Raw genomic sequence first — 17,676 nt, forward strand, 5'->3', positions numbered from 1 at the left:
CGGACGCAGAGCGTCCAGACCGGCATTACCACGCAGAGCGTGGGAACGATAATCCGAGCGCCGCCCTATCGTGCCCATCGCTCTGCGTCAGCTCTTCGCAAAACTCCCTACATCAAGCCGCGCTCCACCATCGAAAGTGGCTCGCCGTCTCCCACGATCACGTGGTCAAGCACATGAACATCCACCAGCATCAGTGCCTCCTTGAGGCGCTTGGTCAGGTCGATGTCGGAACGGCTGGGCGTGGTGATACCGGAAGGATGGTTGTGGCAGAGGATCAGGCTGGCAGCGTTGTGCGCCATCGCTCGTTTCACCACCTGACGCGGGTGCACGTAGGACGCGTTGATCGTCCCGCGAAACAAGATCTCGAAGGTCATGACCCGGTGTTTGTTATCGAGAAACAGGCAGCCGAAAACTTCGTGCGGCTCATGCCGCAGCAGGGCCTTGAGATAGCTGCGAACCTGGGTCGGGTTTTCCAGCGCTGATTCCCGACGCAAGGACTCGGCCATGTGCCGACGCGCCATTTCCATGACCGCCTGCAACTGAGCGAACTTGGCGGGCCCGAGCCCCAGCTGCGAGGTGAATACTGTCAGATCCGCATCCAGTAACGGTCTGAGCCCGTCAAATTGATTCAACAGATGACGCGCAAGGTCTACAGCGCTTTTTCCGGCCACGCCGGTGCGTAAAAAGATAGCCAGCAACTCGGCGTCGGAAAGGCTCGCCGCCCCCAACTCCAACAAGCGTTCCCGGGGGCGTTCAGCCGCGGGCCAACTGCGAATACTCATAGCACCTCCATGTGATTGGGCACCGCTGTTCCGGTGCGGTCGCTGTGCTATCTTAGCCCATCTTTTTTGCACGACGATCTGGCCTGGGGAGGCGTCATGGCCGTCGTGTGTTCACTCGACCAAAAAGGCAGGTCTATGCAGCGGCTGTATCGAAAACGCATCGTTCTTGGCGTCGGCGGCGGCATCGCGGCCTACAAGAGCGCTGAACTGGTCCGCCGCCTGCGCGATCAGGGCGCTGAAGTGCGTGTGGTCATGACCCGGGGCGGAGCAGAGTTCATCACCCCTCTGACCATGCAGGCCCTGTCGGGGCACCCTGTGCACCTGGACCTTCTCGACCCGGCCGCCGAGGCCGCGATGGGCCATATCGAACTGGCCAAGTGGGCCGATCTGATCCTCATCGCACCGGCCACCGCCGACCTCATCGCGCGCCTGGCGCAAGGTATCGCCAACGACCTGCTGACCACCATCGTGCTGGCTACAGACGCGACTGTCGCCATTGCCCCGGCGATGAACCAGGCGATGTGGCGTGACGCCTCGGTGCAGGCCAATACCCGCCTGCTCGAAGAACGCGACTTTCGCGTGTTCGGGCCGGCGTCCGGCAGTCAGGCGTGTGGTGATGTAGGCTTCGGACGCATGCTGGAGGCCGACGACCTGGCCCAGTGCGCGGCCGATTGCTTCCAGCGCCTGACCCTGACCGGCAAGCATGTGCTGATCACCGCAGGCCCGACCCAGGAAAACATCGACCCGGTGCGCTACATCACCAACCACAGCTCCGGAAAAATGGGCTTTGCTTTGGCCGAAGCGGCTGTAGAGGCCGGCGCCCGCGTCACACTGATCACCGGGCCGGTCAACCTGCCTACGCCTGATCGCGTCTCGCGCATCGACGTGGTCAGCGCCCGGGACATGTTGGCGGCGTGCGAGGCAGCCATCCCCTGCGACCTGTTCATCGCCTCTGCCGCAGTGGCCGACTACCGCCCGGAAGTCGTTGCCCCGCACAAATTGAAGAAAGATCCTTCGAACGGTGACGGCTTGCTGCTGCAGATGGTGCGCAATCCGGATATTCTGGCGACCATCGCAACCCGCCCGGATCGCCCCTTCAGTGTCGGCTTTGCCGCCGAGACCGAACACCTGCTCGACTACGCTGCCCGCAAGCTCAAGGACAAGAACCTCGACCTGATTGTCGCCAACGATGTCGCTAACCCGAGCATCGGCTTCAACAGTGAGGAAAACGCCTGCAGCGTGATTGACCGGGCGTTGCACGCAACGCTTTTCGCCCAGACCAGCAAGGCCAAGATCGCTCGCCAGCTGGTCACTTTTATCGCCGACCGCATGAATCAGGTTTAACTACGAATGCACGCTCTACAAGCCAAGATCCTCGACCCTCGCATTGGCAACGAATTCCCGCTGCCGGCCTACGCCACTGTCGGCTCGGCTGGCCTGGACCTGCGCGCCATGCTCAAGGAGGACACGCTCCTCGAGCCCGGCCAGACCCTGCTGATCCCTACCGGCCTGTCGATTTACATTGGCGATCCGGGCCTTGCCGCACTGATCCTGCCGCGCTCCGGTCTGGGTCACAAACACGGCATCGTGCTGGGCAATCTGGTGGGCTTGATCGACTCCGATTACCAGGGTGAACTGATGGTCTCCTGCTGGAATCGCGGCCAGACTGCTTTCAACATCGCAGTCGGCGAGCGCATCGCCCAACTGGTACTGGTGCCGGTCGTACAGGCGCATTTCGAGCTGGTTGAAACGTTCGACGAAAGTCAGCGTGGCGCTGGCGGCTTCGGTCATTCCGGCAGCCATTGATCGCCATTCGGCACATAATCCGGGTTCGGGGCAAGGCTCAGGGAGAGGTCGGTGAAAGGTAATCAACACAGCGCTTTACAGCACGCCGTACCCACCGATAACTCGCCTCCGGCTGCGAGCCTCAAAGGCCTTGCCCCTGGCCTGGTGCCTGCCGCCATCGGCCTGATCATCGCTGCGGCGCTGGTCTGGACTGCTCTGGTCACCGCCCCCCGGCAACAGGATCAGCTTGTTCAGGCCTGGGGCGGCAGTCAGGCGGCAGCGGTGGGTCTGGCGCTGCGTCAGATCAACGCCGACACCCAGTCGGCAGCCTCCGGTGCAGCACTTGTCCAGACGCTGCAGAGCAACGATGCCTCTGCCCTGCCGGCCGCTCAGGATCGATTCACCCAGTGGGACGGCCTCGCCGGCGCTCGGCTTTACCCCAAGGGGCTGGCCGATGTGGATACGCAAGGCGCACTGCCCGTCAGTTTCGCCACCCTGGACATGCTCAACAAGGCCGCACAAGGTGAGGCCGTCGCCCCGGAGGCGCGCAAGGTAGGCGAGCGCTGGCTGATCTACAGCGCCGCGCCTGTGCGTGCCGCTGCCACTCAGCCGGTGGTGGGGACGTTGCTGCTGGCCTTTGACCTGCAGCGCTTGCTCAACGCCTTGCCGGCGCTGCCTGCCGATGCCGGGCAAGTGGTGCTCAGCCAGCAGTTCGGCAGCGGACCCGCTCAGGTTTTCCTGCAGCGCGGTCAGGCCGATGAAGGCAAGCCCCAGGCCTTCGATACCGGTTATCCGGGCTGGAAACTCGAGTTCACGCCTGGTCCCGGGCTGAAAACCTCGCCGTCCATGATGCTTCTGCTGCTGGCACTGATTATCGCTGCAGCGGGCGTGCTGCTTGGCTTGCACCGTAATGAACGGGCCCTGCAGAAGCATATTTGCGCCGACGCGCGGCAACTGGATCAGCTGCTCCAAGAACTCTCGCGTGGAAAAGCCGTCAAACCCTTCGGTTTGAGCCTCCCGGCACTTAGTGGTCTGGCTCAGGCCCTTGCTCGTGTCTCGCTTCGTAGTCAGCCTCAGGCAGCGTCTGTCCTGGCTGCGGGCGAGCAGCGCGATGCAGATATTGCCAAAGGCAGTGCTTCGTCCACCGTGGCCGCATCACGCACCGACTGGACCGATCCGCTGTTTCAAGATACCGATATCCTTGATATCGACCTTCTCGACGAAAACCAGGACTTCCTGAGATCGGAGCATAACCTCTCTATGAACAGCCCAGCATCCGTGGCACCCAACCTTCCCGAGACTATTTTTCGCGCCTACGACATTCGTGGCGTGGTCGGGGACACCCTCAACGCTGAAACGGCTTACTGGATCGGCCGCGCCATTGGCTCCGAAAGCCTGGCGCAGAACGAACCCAACGTCAGCGTTGGCCGCGACGGTCGCCTCTCCGGTCCTGAACTGGTACAGCAACTGATTCAAGGTCTGCACGATAGTGGCTGTCATGTCAGCGATGTGGGCCTGGTGCCAACGCCTGCGCTGTATTACGCGGCCAACGTGCTGGCAGGCAAGACCGGTGTCATGCTCACCGGCAGCCACAACCCCAAGGACTACAACGGCTTCAAGATCGTCATCGCGGGCGATACCCTCGCCAACGAGCAGATCCAGGCGCTGCACGAGCGCATCAAGACCAACAACCTGACGTCGCAGAAAGGCAGCATCACCAAGGTCGACATCCTTGATCGCTACTTCCAGCAGATCAAGAACGACATCGTCATGGCGCGCAAACTGAAGGTCGTGGTCGACTGCGGCAATGGCGCGGCAGGCGTGATCGCCCCGCAACTGATCGAAGCGCTGGGCTGCGAAGTGATTTCCCTGTTCGCGGAAGTGGACGGCAACTTCCCCAACCACCACCCGGATCCGGGCAAGCTGGAAAACCTGCAGGACCTGATCGCCAAGGTCAAGGAAACCGGCGCCGACCTGGGTCTGGCCTTCGACGGTGACGGCGACCGTGTCGGTGTCGTGACCAACGCAGGCAATGTGGTGTACCCGGACCGCCTGTTGATGCTGTTCGCGCTGGACGTGCTCAAGCGCAATCCCGGTGCAGACATCATTTTCGACGTCAAATGCACACGCCGCCTGACTCCGCTGATCAGCGAACATGGCGGTCGTCCGGTGATGTGGAAAACCGGTCACTCGCTGATCAAGAAAGAAATGAAGAAAAGCGGTGCGCTGCTGGCAGGCGAAATGAGCGGCCACATCTTCTTCAAGGAACGCTGGTTCGGTTTCGACGACGGTATCTACAGCGCAGCACGTCTGCTGGAGATCCTCAGCCAGGAGTCGGCCAACGCCGAAGACCTGTTCGAGACCTTCCCGAACGATATTTCGACGCCTGAAATCAACATCAAGGTGACGGATGTCACCAAGTTCAGCATCATCAAGGCCCTTGAAACGGATGCGCAGTGGGGCGACGCCAAACTGACCACCATCGACGGTGTCCGTGTGGACTATCCGAAGGGATGGGGTCTGGTTCGCGCTTCCAATACCACGCCGGTACTGGTGCTGCGCTTCGAAGCCGAAACCGAGGCCGAGTTGCAGCGTATCAAGGACGTGTTCCACGCAGAACTCAAGAAAGTTGCGCCGGACCTCGACCTGCCATTTTGATTGTTTTTCCTTTTGACTGGAGCCCTGAATGACCCTCGAACGCGATGCCGCCTCTAATGTAGCCAAGGTCCTTTCCGAAGCGCTGCCTTACATTCGCCGCTTTGTCGGCAAGACGCTGGTTATCAAGTACGGCGGCAACGCCATGGAGAGCGAAGAGCTGAAAACCGGCTTTGCGCGCGACATCGTGTTGATGAAAGCAGTGGGCATCAACCCGGTGGTGGTTCACGGCGGCGGGCCGCAGATCGGTGATCTGCTCAAGCGCCTGTCCATCGAGAGCCACTTCATCGACGGCATGCGCGTTACCGACGCGCAAACCATGGATGTCGTGGAGATGGTACTGGGCGGCCAGGTCAACAAGGACATCGTCAACCTGATCAACCGTCATGGCGGCAGCGCGATCGGCCTGACCGGCAAGGACGCTGAGCTGATTCGTGCGAAGAAGCTCACCGTCACGCGCCAGACGCCGGAAATGACCAAGCCCGAAATCATCGACATCGGTCAGGTCGGTGAGGTGGTCGGGGTCAACACCGGACTGCTCAACATGCTGGTCAAAGGGGATTTCATTCCGGTCATCGCGCCTATCGGTGTGGGCCCTGACGGCGAGTCCTACAACATCAACGCCGACCTGGTCGCAGGCAAGGTTGCCGAAGCCCTCAAGGCCGAGAAGCTGATTCTGCTGACCAACATCGCCGGCCTGATGAACAAGCAGGGCGAAGTCCTGACCGGCCTGACCACCGAGCAGGTCGACGGCCTGATCGCCGACGGCACCATCTACGGTGGCATGCTGCCGAAGATCCGTTGCGCGCTGGAAGCGGTTCAGGGCGGGGTCAACAGCTCGCACATCATCGACGGTCGAGTGCCCAACGCGGTCCTGCTGGAGATCTTCACCGATAGCGGTGTCGGCACCCAGATCACCAACCGCAAGCGGCACTGATTCAGGCGTAACACCCAAAGGCCCCGTGAGCTGACACTCACGGGGCCTTTTCGTTGGCTGATGACTGAGAACGCTATCCGTACCCACATCGAGCGCGCGGAACGAGCGCTTAACTATCGTGCCCATGCTCCGCGTGGACACGCACTTCTGGACGCTCTGCGTCCTATCCTGAATGTGTAGCGCGGCGCAGATTTGTGACGCGGAGCGTCACGAAATGCATTCCCACGCTGGAGCGTGAGGAACGATAGGTATCCGAGGGATCACGGAGCGTAACGTGCCTGGGAGAACGCTATCGTGCCCATGCTCCGCGTGGGTATGCCGTTCTGGATGCTCTGCGTCCTATCCTGAACGTGTGGCGCGGCGCAGATTTGTGACGCGGAGCGTCACGAAATGCATTCCTACGCTGGAGCGTGAGGAACGATAGGTGTCCGGGGGATCGCGAGCGTAACGTACCCGGGAGAACGCTATCGGGCCCATGCTCCGCGTGGGCACGCACTTCTGGACGCTCTGCGTCCGGTCATTGAGTCAGCCGCTGGACGCGTGCGCGATCGACGGCGAAGTCTGCTTCGGCCTTTACGCGTGCGGCCTGGTACCCGGCGATATCGGCTTGCAGTTTCTGCTGCTGATCGCGCAAGTCGTTCAGTTGCTCGACAAGTGCCTGCTGAACAGGACGCCCTGCCCGCTCAAGATCGGCGGCCTGGCCTTGCAGACTGCGCTGCTGGGCCGCCAGCCCCTGAATGTTACCCTGGGCAACGCCAACCAGCGCATCCAGTTCGCCAAGCTTGCGGGCCTTCATGCGGTCCACCTCCGCGACACTGCTGTACAGGCTCAGCAACTGTGCATCGGCGGCGGCCTGGCGCTTGTCTGCCTCGGACTGACGAATCTGCTCAGCCGTAGGCGCAGGTGGTACAACCTGAACCACCCTGCCACGACTGTTGAGCACTTCGTAGCCTTTGCCAACATAGTCCGGCGGCACGCCCTGCGTGTCGATCACCGTCACCCCGCGGCTGTCGACATAGCGATAAAGCCTGGGCTCAGGCGCGTCGGCCGCCTGAGCGAGCATGGGCGCAAGCATGACCACAGCAATCCAGCCCCGCAAAACGCTCAGCGAGCCTGAAACCGAAACCCATGCCTTGCCGCCGACTGCCATAGGCACGTCCTCAGATTCCGAATTGCGCGCGATAGGCTTCGACAGCAGGCAGATGCTGCTTGAGCTGCGGATCGTCGGCCAGGAACTCGAGCACCTGATTCAGCGACACGATACTCACCACCGGAATCCCGAAGTCACGCTCGACTTCCTGAATCGCCGACAGCTCGCCATTGCCACGCTCCTGACGATTGAGCGCGATCAGAACGCCGGCAGCTGTCGCGTTCTGGTCCTTGATGATCTGCATGACCTCACGGATCGCAGTGCCTGCAGTGATCACGTCGTCAATAATCAGCACATTACCTGCCAGCGGGGAGCCCACCAGGCTGCCGCCCTCGCCATGCGCCTTGGCTTCCTTGCGGTTGAAACACCACGGCAGATCACGGTCATGATGCTCGGCCAGCGCCACGGCAGTGGCCGATGCGAGCGGAATGCCCTTGTAGGCCGGACCGAACAGAACGTCGAAGGCAATACCGCTTTCAACCACGGCTGCTGCGTAGAAACGCCCCAGTTGCGCCAGTGCGGAACCGGTGTTGAACAACCCCGCATTGAAGAAGTACGGGCTGGTGCGCCCGGACTTGAGAGTGAACTCACCGAAGCGCAGAACACCGCGATCGATGGCAAAACGAATGAAATCGCGTTGATACGCCTGCATGAAAAAAGCTCCGAATACCACGGATTTAGCTAATTAGGTAGAGCTCGGGTATCATACACGCACGTGATTTTTGGGGCCATTTATGCGGATCATCAGTGTGAACGTAAATGGCATTCAGGCTGCGGTCGAGCGTGGTTTGCTCAGCTGGCTGCAAGCTCAGAATGCCGACGTCATCTGCTTACAGGACACCCGCGCCTCCACCTTTGAACTGGACGATCCAGCCTTTCAGCTGGATGGTTACTTCCTCTATGCCTGCGAAGCCGAGGTTCCCGCTCAGGGTGGTGTGGCGCTGTATTCGCGGTTGCAGCCGAAGGCGGTAATCAGCGGCCTCGGCTTCGAGACGGCCGACCGCTACGGGCGCTACCTGCAAGCAGATTTCGACAAGGTCAGTATCGCTACCCTGCTCTTTCCGTCGGGGATGAATGGTGATGAAGACCTGAATCAGAAATTCAAGCTCATGGACGATTTCGGCAAGTACATGGACAAGCAGCGCCGCAAGCGTCGCGAATACATCTACTGCGGATCGCTCTATGTGGCGCAGCAGAAGCTCGATATCAAGAACTGGCGCGACAGCCAGCAGTCGCCCGGCTTCCTCGCGCCCGAACGCGCCTGGATGGACGAGATCGTCGGCACCATGGGCTACGTCGATGCCCTGCGTGAAGTCAGCCGTGAAGGTGACCAGTACAGCTGGTGGCCGGACAACGAGCAGGCCGAGATGCTGAATCTGGGTTGGCGCTTCGACTATCAGATCCTGACGCCAGGCCTGCGCCGCTTCGTGCGCAGTGCCCGTCTGCCACGCCAGCCGCGCTTCTCGCAGCACGCACCGCTGATCGTGGATTACGACTGGACCCTGACTATCTGATACCAGACAGACAGCGAACACGAAAAAGCCGACCTCGAAGTCGGCTTTTTGCGTTGCTCGCGCGTGGCGTTACTTAATAAAACGCAACGTGAACGGATAGCGATAATTCAGCCCGTTGTTGGCCTTCACTCCGGCAATAACCGTGAGTATGAACGCGCCCAGGCATACCAGCATGAACAGAGCGATGCCGATGACCACGAACATCAACATTATGCAGACCAGGCCTGCAATCGCAGCGGTAATCTGAAAATTCAGCGCTTCCTTGCCTTGCGAGTCGATAAACGGGTCCGACTCTCTTTTCATTTGCCAGAAAATCAGTGGCGCAAGCAGATTACCGAAGGGAAATACCAGCCCGATGAGGGCAGACAAATGACAGAACATCGCCCATTGGCAGACTTCCCTGCTGGGCTTGTACAAGGGCTGCAGACTGTCATTCATCATTAGTGCTCCTTTATATCAATCGGCCAGCGCGGCACGCTGCAATTCAAACAACTCGGTCATACCCTTTTGCGCAAGCGCGAGCATCGCGTTCAGCTCTTCAGGCTGGAATGGCGCGCCTTCAGCGGTACCCTGAACTTCAATGAAACCGCCTGCACTGGTCATGACCACGTTCAGGTCGGTTTCAGCAGCCGAGTCTTCGAGGTAGTCCAGGTCGAGCACCGGCTCACCCTGATACATGCCGACCGAAACGGCCGCGATCATCTGCTTGAGCGGGTCGCCGCCTTTCAGGCCGCCGCGCTTCTTGATCACCTTCAGCGCATCTGCCAGAGCAACCATCGCACCGGTAATAGAAGCTGTACGAGTACCACCGTCAGCCTGAATGACATCGCAATCGACGTACAGGGTGACGTCACCCAGCTTGGACATGTCCAGCGCAGCGCGCAGCGAACGACCGATCAGGCGCTGGATTTCGAGTGTGCGACCACCCTGCTTGCCGCGGCTGGCTTCGCGCTGGTTACGCTCGCCAGTGGCGCGTGGCAGCATGCCATATTCGGCAGTCAGCCAACCCTGGCCCTGCCCCTTGAGAAAGCGTGGTACGCCGTTTTCGACGCTGACGGTGCAAATCACCTTGGTATCACCAAACTCGACCAGTACAGAACCCTCGGCGTGTTTGGTGTAGTTGCGGGTGATGCGGATCGAGCGGAGCTGATCGGCGGCGCGACCACTTGGACGTTTCATCTGGGATACCTGTACTGAGACGGAAAACTGCTGGGCATTATAGAGGCCACAGCTGCCGCTGGGCATCTCTAAAAGCCGTCAATGCCGATCCAGCGCAAACAGAAGGCCCTGGATCAAGGCTTTCGACGCGCCGATGCCGGGTAAAACAACGCCTTGCGTCACTTGTCACACTGTCGGATTGGGAGCCTGCGCCGCACTGCGCTACAATCCTGCGCCTCTGCAGCCAGCCGGCTTTCACGACGCCCATGACCGCCACTTCTGCGCGCTCATGAACCGAACCACGCTTTGAAAGCGAACCAAGAGGTATTTCCCATGGTGCACAGCATGACTGCCTTTGCCCGAGTAGAGCGGGCCGGTGCCCAGGGCACACTGAGCTGGGAACTGCGCTCGGTCAACCACCGCTATCTCGAGCCGCACCTGCGCCTGCCGGAGTCGTTCCGCGACCTGGAAGGCGCGATTCGCGAAGCGCTGCGGCAGGACCTGTCGCGCGGCAAGGTCGAATGCACACTGCGCTTTGTCGAGGAAACCGCCGGCAAGCCGCTGCAGGTGGATCTTGAACGCGCAGGCCAATTGATCGCCGCAGCCGAGTCGGTTGCCGGCTTGATCAAACAGCCTGCTGCATTGAACCCGCTCGAGGTGCTGGCATGGCCGGGCGTGCTGGTCGCCGATGCCAGCGATCCGCAGGTATTGAACAGCGAGGCCCTGAAGCTGTTCAATGATGCGCTGACCGAATTGAAAAGCGGGCGTGGGCGCGAAGGCGCAGACCTGGCCCGGCTGCTCGACGAACGCTTGTCCTCCATCGTCGAAGAAGTCGCCACCTTGCGCACACTGGTGCCGCAGATGCTCGCAGCCCAGCGTCAGAAGGTGCTGGATCGCTTTGCCGACATGAAAGCCGAACTAGACCCCCAGCGTCTGGAACAGGAAATGGTCCTGCTGGCACAGAAAAGCGATGTCGCCGAAGAACTGGACCGCCTCAGCACACACGTCACCGAAGTGCGTCGCGTACTCAAGGCTGGCGGCCAGGCAGGACGCCGCCTTGATTTCCTGATGCAAGAGCTTAACCGCGAAGCGAATACACTGGGCTCCAAGGCCTTCGACCCACGCAGCACGCAGGCTGCCGTCAACCTCAAAGTGTTGATCGAGCAAATGCGTGAGCAAGTGCAGAATATTGAGTAAGGCTGAACCTGACATGACCCATATCACTGGCACCCTGTACATCATTTCCGCTCCGTCCGGCGCGGGCAAGACCAGCCTGGTCAAGGCGTTGATGGACGCTCAGCAAGAGCCTCAGCACGGCGCGCAGGCAAAGATTCGCGTCTCTGTTTCGCACACCACGCGCGCCATGCGTCCCGGCGAAGTGGACGGCGTGAACTACAACTTCGTCGATCGTGCCACGTTCCTGAGCATGATCGAGCACGGCGACTTTCTCGAGCAGGCCGAGGTCTTCGGCAATCTGTACGGCACGTCGCAGAGCCACCTGCAGCAGACGCTGGACGAAGGCCACGACCTGATTCTGGAAATCGACTGGCAGGGAGCTCGTCAGGTCCGCGCGCAGATGCCGCAGGCCCGCTCCATCTTCATTTTGCCGCCGACCCAGCAGGCCTTGCGCCAGCGCCTGACCAATCGCGGCCAGGACAGCGACGAGATCATCGAAGCCCGGATGCGTGAAGCGGTCAGCGAAATGAGCCACTACAACGAGTACGAGTACGTCGTGGTCAATGACGATTTCGCCGGTGCGCTGGAAGACCTCAAGGCGATTTTCCGCGCCAATCGCCTGACTCAACAGCATCAGCAAGAGCAATACAGCGAGCTTTTTCAGGAGTTGCTGGCTTGATCGAACCGTTTCCAGGCATCAGGCAACAGGTTAAAAGCATGCCGTTGGTGGCATGCCGCTTGATGACTGGTGCTGTCCGCTTGTAAACTACCGAGTCCGCTCGCCCATCCGGGCATCGCGCATCCGCATTTGCTACGAGGAATACCCATGGCCCGCGTAACCGTTGAAGACTGCCTAGAACACGTGGATAACCGCTTTGAGCTGGTCATGCTCTCTACCAAGCGTGCCCGTCAACTGGCAACCGGCGGCAAAGAACCAAAGCTGGCCTGGGAAAACGACAAGCCTACCGTTATGGCCCTGCGTGAAATCGCGGCTGGCGTGATGGATTACTCTGTAATCGCAGAAGCTGAAATCGTTGAAGATGAACCATTGTTCGCAGCGTTCGAGGACGAGTCCAACGAGGCCGTCTAAGCCTATGCCAGGTCGACGTAGTACGGCGCAGGGTAAAAGCCATTGGCAAGGGGTAGCGCCTTGCCGAGCATAGACGCCCTCGCCGACAGACTGTCGGCCTACCTCGGCAAGGACCAGGTCAATCTGGTCCGCCGAGCGTATTTCTACGCCGAACAAGCCCACGATGGCCAACGCCGTCGCAGTGGTGAAGCCTACGTCACCCATCCTCTTGCGGTGGCGAATATTCTTGCCGACATGCACATGGACCATCAGAGCCTGATGGCTGCGATGCTGCATGACGTCATCGAAGACACCGGGATTGCCAAGGAAGCGCTCAGCGCTCAGTTTGGCGAGACCGTCGCGGAACTGGTCGACGGGGTCAGTAAACTGACCCAGATGAACTTCGAGACCAAGGCCGAAGCCCAGGCGGAAAACTTCCAGAAAATGGCCATGGCCATGGCGCGCGACATTCGCGTCATCCTGGTCAAGCTCGCCGATCGCCTGCACAACATGCGAACGCTGGAAGTCCTGTCCGGCGAAAAGCGTCGTCGCATCGCCAAGGAAACCCTCGAAATCTATGCCCCCATCGCCAATCGGCTGGGCATGCACAGTGTGCGCATCGAATTCGAAGACCTGGGCTTCAAGGCGATGTACCCGATGCGCTCCTCGCGAATCAACCAGGCGGTCAAGCGCGCCAGGGGCAATCGCAAGGAACTGGTCAACAAGATCGAAGAGTCCCTGAGTCATTGCCTGGCCGTCGATGGTATCGAAGGCGACGTCAGTGGGCGGCAGAAGCATTTGTATGGCATCTACAAGAAGATGCGCGGCAAGCGTCGCGCCTTCAACGAAATCATGGATGTCTACGCGTTCCGCATCATCGTCGACAAGGTCGACACCTGCTATCGCGTGCTCGGCGCTGTACATAATTTGTACAAGCCGCTGCCCGGTCGCTTCAAGGATTACATCGCGATCCCCAAGGCCAACGGCTATCAGTCCCTGCATACGACCTTGTTCGGCATGCACGGCGTGCCTATCGAGATCCAGATTCGCACCCGCGAAATGGAAGAAATGGCCAACAACGGCATCGCGGCACACTGGCTGTACAAATCCAGTGATGACGAGCAGCCCAAGGGCACTCACGCCCGAGCCCGACAGTGGGTCAAGGGCGTGCTGGAAATGCAGCAGCGTGCCGGCAACTCTCTGGAGTTCATCGAAAGCGTCAAGATCGACCTGTTCCCGGACGAGGTCTACGTCTTCACGCCCAAAGGCCGAATCATGGAGCTGCCCAAAGGCTCCACAGCGGTGGATTTCGCCTACGCAGTACACACCGATGTCGGCAACAGCTGCATTGCCTGCCGGATCAACCGCCGACTGGCACCACTCTCCGAACCGCTGCAGAGTGGCTCGACCGTCGAGATTGTCAGCGCTCCCGGCGCACGTCCGAATCCGGCCTGGCTGAACTTCGTCGTCACCGGCAAGGCGCGCACCCACATTCGTCACGCGCTCAAACTGCAACGCCGCTCCGAGTCGATCAATCTGGGCGAGCGCCTGCTGAACAAGGTCCTCAACGGCTTTGAATGCAGCCTCGACAAGATCGGCCAGGAACGCATTCAACTGGTGCTCAACGAATACCGGGTTGAAGTGCTGGAAGACCTGCTCGAAGACATCGGCCTGGGTAATCGCATGGCTTATGTCGTTGCCCGCCGCCTGCTGGGCGAAGGCGATCAGTTGCCGAGCCCGGAAGGTCCGCTGGCGATTCGTGGCACCGAAGGTCTGGTGCTCAGCTACGCCAAATGCTGTACGCCAATCCCGGGCGACCCGATTGTCGGCCACCTGTCTGCAGGCAAGGGCATGGTTGTGCACCTCGACAACTGCCGCAACATCAGCGAAATCCGCCACAACCCGGAAAAATGCATCCAGCTGTCCTGGGCCAAGGACGTGACGGGCGAATTCAACGTCGAGCTGCGTGTCGAGCTCGAGCATCAGCGCGGCCTGATCGCGCTGCTGGCCAGCAGCGTCAATGCGGCGGACGGCAATATCGAAAAAATCAGCATGGACGAACGCGATGGTCGTATCAGCGTGGTCCAACTGGTGGTCAGCGTGCACGACCGTGTGCACCTGGCTCGTGTGATCAAGAAACTGCGCGCCCTGACCGGTGTCACACGCATCACCCGGATGCGCGCGTAGGCCATCCCACTATCAGGAGTTCTCATGACCAAGACTGTCATCACCAGCGATAAAGCCCCTGCGGCCATTGGCCCTTATTCACAGGCCATCAAAGCTGGCAATACCGTCTACATGTCCGGACAGATCCCGCTGGACCCGAGCACCATGGAACTGGTCGAGGGCATCGAAGCCCAGATCACGCAGGTTTTCGAAAACCTGAAGTCGGTTGCCGAAGCGGCGGGCGGATCCTTCAAGGACATCGTCAAACTGAACATCTTTCTGACCGACCTGGGCCACTTCGCCAAGGTCAACGAGCTCATGAGCACCTACTTCACTCAGCCTTATCCGGCTCGTGCGGCCATCGGCGTTGCGGCACTGCCGCGTGGCGCCCAGGTTGAAATGGACGCGATTCTCGTCATCGAATAAATCCCCGACGGAGCGTGCCTCGCGCTCCGTTCTCCCTGAAGGAAGGAATCCGTTATGCGCTCCGCGCTCGCCATCTCGCTGCTCGCCGTCATTCTGGGCGGCTGCGCCAGCCACGCCGACCGCAATCCGGACGGCACCTGGATCAACCAGACCGCCATCGACGCCGCCGTCAAGCAAGGCAACTTGCGTCAGGCCCTGCTCGCCAACGGTCCCAACCTGGAGTGGAAAATCAACTCCAAGGCCAATCAGGCCATTTACTCCAATGGCTTCGAGCTGGGCGAAGGCAAGATTGTCAGCGCTGCGGAAGGCAAGCTGCACATCGACTTCTACGGCAACTTCTTCGAAGACCTGAGCGTCAAGGGTGACGAACTGGTCCAGGCGGCCAGCGAATCAGGTCCTGAACAGCACTTCCAGAAACCCGAAGATCCGGCCCCGGATGGCGCTCAGCCAGGCAGCAGCTTCGAGAAAGCCCTGTATGGCGCGTACATGGGCGGCAAATGGACGGTCGTCGAGGGCGATGGTCAGGGCAGTACCGTGCAATTCATGCCTGATGGCAGTGTGCAGGGGCTTCCGGAAAACGATCGTTACGCGCTCTGCCTGGCAGGCGATTGTGCAGCCATGAGCGGCGAATACGACAGCATGTGGCTGGAGAAAGCCGAGAAAGGCAACCCGTGGATCTTCGCCCGCAAAGGCAAGCAGCTGGAGATATTCCAGGCTGTGAACAACGCCGGTGCGGACCAGATGCCCGAGCTGCGTCCAGGCCCACGTCGCTGGTTGCTCGAACAGCAATAAGCGATTCAGGTATCAGGAGCGCCTTTCACGGCGCTCCTGATCGACCTCTATTTTAGCCCAGCAAAGCCGCATAACCTGCTTTATAGTCAGGGTAAATCGGCGACCATCCTAATGCCCGCGCCCTGGCATTGCTGCAACGCTTGCTGCCCACGCGCTGCACGCTGGCCTCCTCCGACCATTCGGTCACCCCCAGATACTCACGTATCCACGCCACCACATCGGCCAGCGCGGCCGGATCGTCATCGACGCCCAGATAGCAACTCTCCAGCGCCACGCCGCGCTGATCCGCCAGTAGCAGGTGTTCCAGCAAGCCGGCCGCATCGTCGGCATGAATGCGATTGGCGTAGACCGGCGGATCGATCCTCACGCTGTGCCCCTGGCGGACCCGGTTCGACAGGTCACTGCGACCCGGGCCGTAAATACCGGTCAGTCTCACCGCCGTGGCCGGCAGCCCGCTGTTCAGGGCGACCTGCTCGGCTTCCAGCATCACGGTGCCGGTGTAGTTGGTGGGCTCGGTGGCGGAGGTTTCATCCACCCATTCCCCATTCTGCTGACCGTAAACACCGCTGCTTGAAACGAAGATCAAGCGCTTTGGCCGCTGCCCGGTCTGCTCGAGCCAGCTCAACACATTGCGCAGCCCCTCAACGTAAGCCATCCGGTAACCCGCTTCGTCACGTTGCGAGGGGGTCGCGCAATACACCACATAGTCCAGTGCCGCAGCAGGCCATTGGGCAGGCTTTTGCGTCTCGAACAGATCGCCCGCCACACCGTGAACACCGGCAGGAAGCTCGGAAACAGTGCGCCGCAGCCCATGCACGGTCCAGCCGTGAGGCAGCAGGCGAGTAGCGAGTCGCGCACCAATGTCGCCACAGCCGGCGATCAGAAGCGAAGGAGCAGTCATTCGGTCTCTCCAGAAAAGGCGGTGTCAGTATCGTTAAAAACGCTCATCGACAGGCAAGCGTTCGGGCGAATATGTAAAAAAAGATACTGTATTACTTTTGTTAACAAGAACGATTTGCAATAATGCCAGTCCGTTCGTTCCCCATAGGCGTCGACAGTACCGAGCGACGCACTGGAACCCTCCCCTATTTTCCTCTCAGGTCCGGCCAGCATGAAACGCATTCAATCAATCGCTTCGCCTACCCAGATGCCTCGCCTGCCTCGTGCATGGCGCAGTATCGCAGCCCTTGTCTTGAGCCTGATGTTCGTCCCCATGGCACTCGCGGATCAATCGGCTCCGACCGCTGCCCCTGCGACATCCACCGCACCTGCAGCGACGGCACCTGCCGCACCTGACGCTGCAGCCCCCGTGCAGGCCATGGAGCCCGCCGCCGAAGACAACAGCCTGGGCATGGCGCATGACCTGTCGCCGTGGGGCATGTATCAGAATGCCGACGTCGTGGTCAAAGCAGTCATGATCGGTCTGGCCATCGCCTCGATCATTACGTGGACCATCTGGATCTCCAAGGGTTTCGAACTGCTGGGCGCCAAGCGCCGGTTGCGCGGTGAAATCGTCAACCTGAAAAAAGCCCGCTCCCTGACTGAAGCAAGCGCCACCGCCAGCAAGGAAGGCACCCTCGCGCACCTGCTGGTGCACGACGCCCTCGAAGAGATGCGCCTGTCGGCCAACAGCCGTGAGCGCGAAGGGATCAAGGAGCGTGTCAGCTTCCGTCTCGAGCGTCTGGTCGCCGCCTGTGGCCGCAACATGAGCATGGGCACCGGCGTACTGGCGACAATCGGTTCGACTGCACCGTTCGTGGGTCTGTTCGGTACGGTATGGGGCATCATGAACAGCTTCATCGGCATCGCCAAGACCCAGACCACCAACCTCGCCGTGGTCGCCCCCGGCATCGCCGAAGCCCTGCTGGCCACAGCGCTGGGCCTGGTCGCTGCGATCCCTGCGGTAGTGATCTACAACGTCTTCGCCCGCTCCATCGCCGGTTACAAGGCTCAGGTGTCCGATGCCTCGGCGCACGTCCTGCTGCTGGTCAGCCGCGATCTGGATCATCTGCCAGAGCCGTCCGAGCGCAATCAACAACAACCGCACATGGTCAAGGTGGGCTAAC

The 17,676-nt window shown here is 60.5% G+C and carries 18 protein-coding genes; 12 read left to right on the forward strand and 6 right to left on the reverse strand.

Annotated features, from left to right (window positions below; translation table 11 throughout):
* Positions 1-107: 107 nt before the first annotated feature.
* Entirely contained in the window at positions 108-782 is a 675-nt protein-coding gene (radC, locus tag JOE33_RS12895; RefSeq protein ID WP_010426859.1) for a DNA repair protein RadC, read from the reverse strand.
* Between the two features lie 135 nt (positions 783-917).
* Between radC and coaBC the strand changes: the two genes are divergently transcribed.
* The 4 genes from coaBC to argB are packed head-to-tail and all read left to right on the forward strand — an operon-like array spanning position 918 to position 6,159.
* Positions 918-2,126 (forward strand): bifunctional phosphopantothenoylcysteine decarboxylase/phosphopantothenate--cysteine ligase CoaBC, encoded by a 1,209-nt coding sequence (coaBC, locus tag JOE33_RS12900; RefSeq protein ID WP_003314000.1) that lies wholly within the window; start codon positions 918-920, stop codon positions 2,124-2,126.
* 6 nt (positions 2,127-2,132) lie between these two features.
* Positions 2,133-2,588, forward strand: coding sequence for a dUTP diphosphatase (gene dut, locus JOE33_RS12905; RefSeq protein ID WP_003313999.1), 456 nt, complete (start codon positions 2,133-2,135; stop codon positions 2,586-2,588).
* Between the two features lie 51 nt (positions 2,589-2,639).
* The gene (locus JOE33_RS26040; RefSeq protein ID WP_187624975.1) at positions 2,640-5,225 is read left to right on the forward strand and encodes a phosphomannomutase/phosphoglucomutase; all 2,586 of its coding nucleotides are present in this window, start codon (positions 2,640-2,642) and stop codon (positions 5,223-5,225) included.
* A gap of 28 nt (positions 5,226-5,253) precedes the next feature.
* Positions 5,254-6,159, forward strand: a complete 906-nt coding sequence (argB, locus tag JOE33_RS12915; protein ID WP_002551508.1) for an acetylglutamate kinase — start codon at positions 5,254-5,256, stop codon at positions 6,157-6,159.
* Positions 6,160-6,676: 517 nt separating this feature from the next.
* Here argB and JOE33_RS12920 read toward each other — a convergent pair.
* Together JOE33_RS12920 and pyrE are read right to left on the reverse strand one after the other, a co-directional pair.
* Positions 6,677-7,309, reverse strand: a complete 633-nt coding sequence (locus JOE33_RS12920; RefSeq protein ID WP_032614420.1) for a hypothetical protein — start codon at positions 7,307-7,309, stop codon at positions 6,677-6,679.
* 10 nt (positions 7,310-7,319) lie between these two features.
* Complete coding sequence (pyrE, locus tag JOE33_RS12925; protein ID WP_003313993.1) at positions 7,320-7,961, reverse strand: orotate phosphoribosyltransferase; 642 nt, start codon at positions 7,959-7,961, stop codon at positions 7,320-7,322.
* An 82-nt stretch (positions 7,962-8,043) separates the two neighbouring features.
* Here pyrE and JOE33_RS12930 point away from each other — a divergent pair, with 82 nt between their 5' ends.
* Positions 8,044-8,823, forward strand: a complete 780-nt coding sequence (locus tag JOE33_RS12930) for an exodeoxyribonuclease III (RefSeq protein WP_002551505.1) — start codon at positions 8,044-8,046, stop codon at positions 8,821-8,823.
* 69 nt (positions 8,824-8,892) lie between these two features.
* Here JOE33_RS12930 and JOE33_RS12935 read toward each other — a convergent pair whose 3' ends face one another.
* Positions 8,893-9,261: a DUF4870 domain-containing protein gene (locus tag JOE33_RS12935; protein WP_010438052.1), complete on the reverse strand. Its 369-nt coding sequence runs from the start codon at positions 9,259-9,261 to the stop codon at positions 8,893-8,895.
* Positions 9,262-9,279: 18 nt separating this feature from the next.
* Positions 9,280-10,002, reverse strand: coding sequence for a ribonuclease PH (gene rph, locus JOE33_RS12940; RefSeq protein WP_003313989.1), 723 nt, complete (start codon positions 10,000-10,002; stop codon positions 9,280-9,282).
* A gap of 312 nt (positions 10,003-10,314) precedes the next feature.
* Between rph and JOE33_RS12945 the strand changes: the two genes are divergently transcribed.
* The 6 genes from JOE33_RS12945 (at position 10,315) to JOE33_RS12970 (ending at position 15,610) form a co-directional block, all read left to right on the forward strand.
* Positions 10,315-11,178 (forward strand): YicC/YloC family endoribonuclease, encoded by an 864-nt coding sequence (locus tag JOE33_RS12945; protein WP_187624974.1) that lies wholly within the window; start codon positions 10,315-10,317, stop codon positions 11,176-11,178.
* Positions 11,179-11,191: 13 nt separating this feature from the next.
* Positions 11,192-11,836 carry a guanylate kinase gene (gene gmk, locus JOE33_RS12950; RefSeq protein WP_003344442.1) on the forward strand — a complete coding sequence of 215 codons (645 nt, stop codon included), beginning with the start codon at positions 11,192-11,194 and terminating at the stop codon, positions 11,834-11,836.
* Between the two features lie 147 nt (positions 11,837-11,983).
* Positions 11,984-12,247, forward strand: a complete 264-nt coding sequence (rpoZ, locus tag JOE33_RS12955) for a DNA-directed RNA polymerase subunit omega (RefSeq protein ID WP_003320174.1) — start codon at positions 11,984-11,986, stop codon at positions 12,245-12,247.
* A 60-nt stretch (positions 12,248-12,307) separates the two neighbouring features.
* On the forward strand, positions 12,308-14,413 hold the full coding sequence (spoT, locus tag JOE33_RS12960) for a bifunctional GTP diphosphokinase/guanosine-3',5'-bis pyrophosphate 3'-pyrophosphohydrolase (RefSeq protein ID WP_003404001.1): 2,106 nt from the start codon (positions 12,308-12,310) through the stop codon (positions 14,411-14,413).
* A 24-nt stretch (positions 14,414-14,437) separates the two neighbouring features.
* A complete protein-coding gene (locus JOE33_RS12965) occupies positions 14,438-14,818 on the forward strand; it encodes a RidA family protein (protein ID WP_003367486.1) in 381 nt (126 codons plus the stop codon).
* A 54-nt stretch (positions 14,819-14,872) separates the two neighbouring features.
* Positions 14,873-15,610, forward strand: coding sequence for a hypothetical protein (locus JOE33_RS12970; RefSeq protein WP_010438039.1), 738 nt, complete (start codon positions 14,873-14,875; stop codon positions 15,608-15,610).
* Between the two features lie 52 nt (positions 15,611-15,662).
* Here the strand turns inward: JOE33_RS12970 and JOE33_RS12975 are convergent, their stop codons facing one another.
* A complete protein-coding gene (locus tag JOE33_RS12975) occupies positions 15,663-16,511 on the reverse strand; it encodes an SDR family oxidoreductase (RefSeq protein WP_054993981.1) in 849 nt (282 codons plus the stop codon).
* Between the two features lie 210 nt (positions 16,512-16,721).
* Between JOE33_RS12975 and exbB the strand changes: the two genes are divergently transcribed.
* Positions 16,722-17,675, forward strand: coding sequence for a tonB-system energizer ExbB (gene exbB, locus JOE33_RS12980; protein ID WP_032614423.1), 954 nt, complete (start codon positions 16,722-16,724; stop codon positions 17,673-17,675).
* Position 17,676 lies beyond the last annotated feature (1 nt).

The organism is Pseudomonas sp. PvP027 (assembly GCF_017833005.1).
Lineage (GTDB): Bacteria > Pseudomonadota > Gammaproteobacteria > Pseudomonadales > Pseudomonadaceae > Aquipseudomonas > Aquipseudomonas congelans.

What these genes read in the sequence shown, in the direction of transcription:
- pyrE (WP_003313993.1), bottom strand. Translation starts at nt 7,961, where the DNA reads ATGCAGGCGTATCAACGCGATTTCATTCGTTTTGCCATCGATCGCGGT.
- gmk (WP_003344442.1), top strand. Translation starts at nt 11,192, where the DNA reads ATGACCCATATCACTGGCACCCTGTACATCATTTCCGCTCCGTCCGGC.
- JOE33_RS12920 (WP_032614420.1), bottom strand. Translation starts at nt 7,309, where the DNA reads ATGGCAGTCGGCGGCAAGGCATGGGTTTCGGTTTCAGGCTCGCTGAGC.
- JOE33_RS12975 (WP_054993981.1), bottom strand. Translation starts at nt 16,511, where the DNA reads ATGACTGCTCCTTCGCTTCTGATCGCCGGCTGTGGCGACATTGGTGCG.
- argB (WP_002551508.1), top strand. Translation starts at nt 5,254, where the DNA reads ATGACCCTCGAACGCGATGCCGCCTCTAATGTAGCCAAGGTCCTTTCC.
- JOE33_RS12930 (WP_002551505.1), top strand. Translation starts at nt 8,044, where the DNA reads ATGCGGATCATCAGTGTGAACGTAAATGGCATTCAGGCTGCGGTCGAG.
- exbB (WP_032614423.1), top strand. Translation starts at nt 16,722, where the DNA reads ATGAAACGCATTCAATCAATCGCTTCGCCTACCCAGATGCCTCGCCTG.
- JOE33_RS12965 (WP_003367486.1), top strand. Translation starts at nt 14,438, where the DNA reads ATGACCAAGACTGTCATCACCAGCGATAAAGCCCCTGCGGCCATTGGC.
- rpoZ (WP_003320174.1), top strand. Translation starts at nt 11,984, where the DNA reads ATGGCCCGCGTAACCGTTGAAGACTGCCTAGAACACGTGGATAACCGC.
- JOE33_RS12935 (WP_010438052.1), bottom strand. Translation starts at nt 9,261, where the DNA reads ATGAATGACAGTCTGCAGCCCTTGTACAAGCCCAGCAGGGAAGTCTGC.
- JOE33_RS12945 (WP_187624974.1), top strand. Translation starts at nt 10,315, where the DNA reads ATGGTGCACAGCATGACTGCCTTTGCCCGAGTAGAGCGGGCCGGTGCC.
- JOE33_RS12970 (WP_010438039.1), top strand. Translation starts at nt 14,873, where the DNA reads ATGCGCTCCGCGCTCGCCATCTCGCTGCTCGCCGTCATTCTGGGCGGC.
- coaBC (WP_003314000.1), top strand. Translation starts at nt 918, where the DNA reads ATGCAGCGGCTGTATCGAAAACGCATCGTTCTTGGCGTCGGCGGCGGC.
- dut (WP_003313999.1), top strand. Translation starts at nt 2,133, where the DNA reads ATGCACGCTCTACAAGCCAAGATCCTCGACCCTCGCATTGGCAACGAA.
- rph (WP_003313989.1), bottom strand. Translation starts at nt 10,002, where the DNA reads ATGAAACGTCCAAGTGGTCGCGCCGCCGATCAGCTCCGCTCGATCCGC.
- radC (WP_010426859.1), bottom strand. Translation starts at nt 782, where the DNA reads ATGAGTATTCGCAGTTGGCCCGCGGCTGAACGCCCCCGGGAACGCTTG.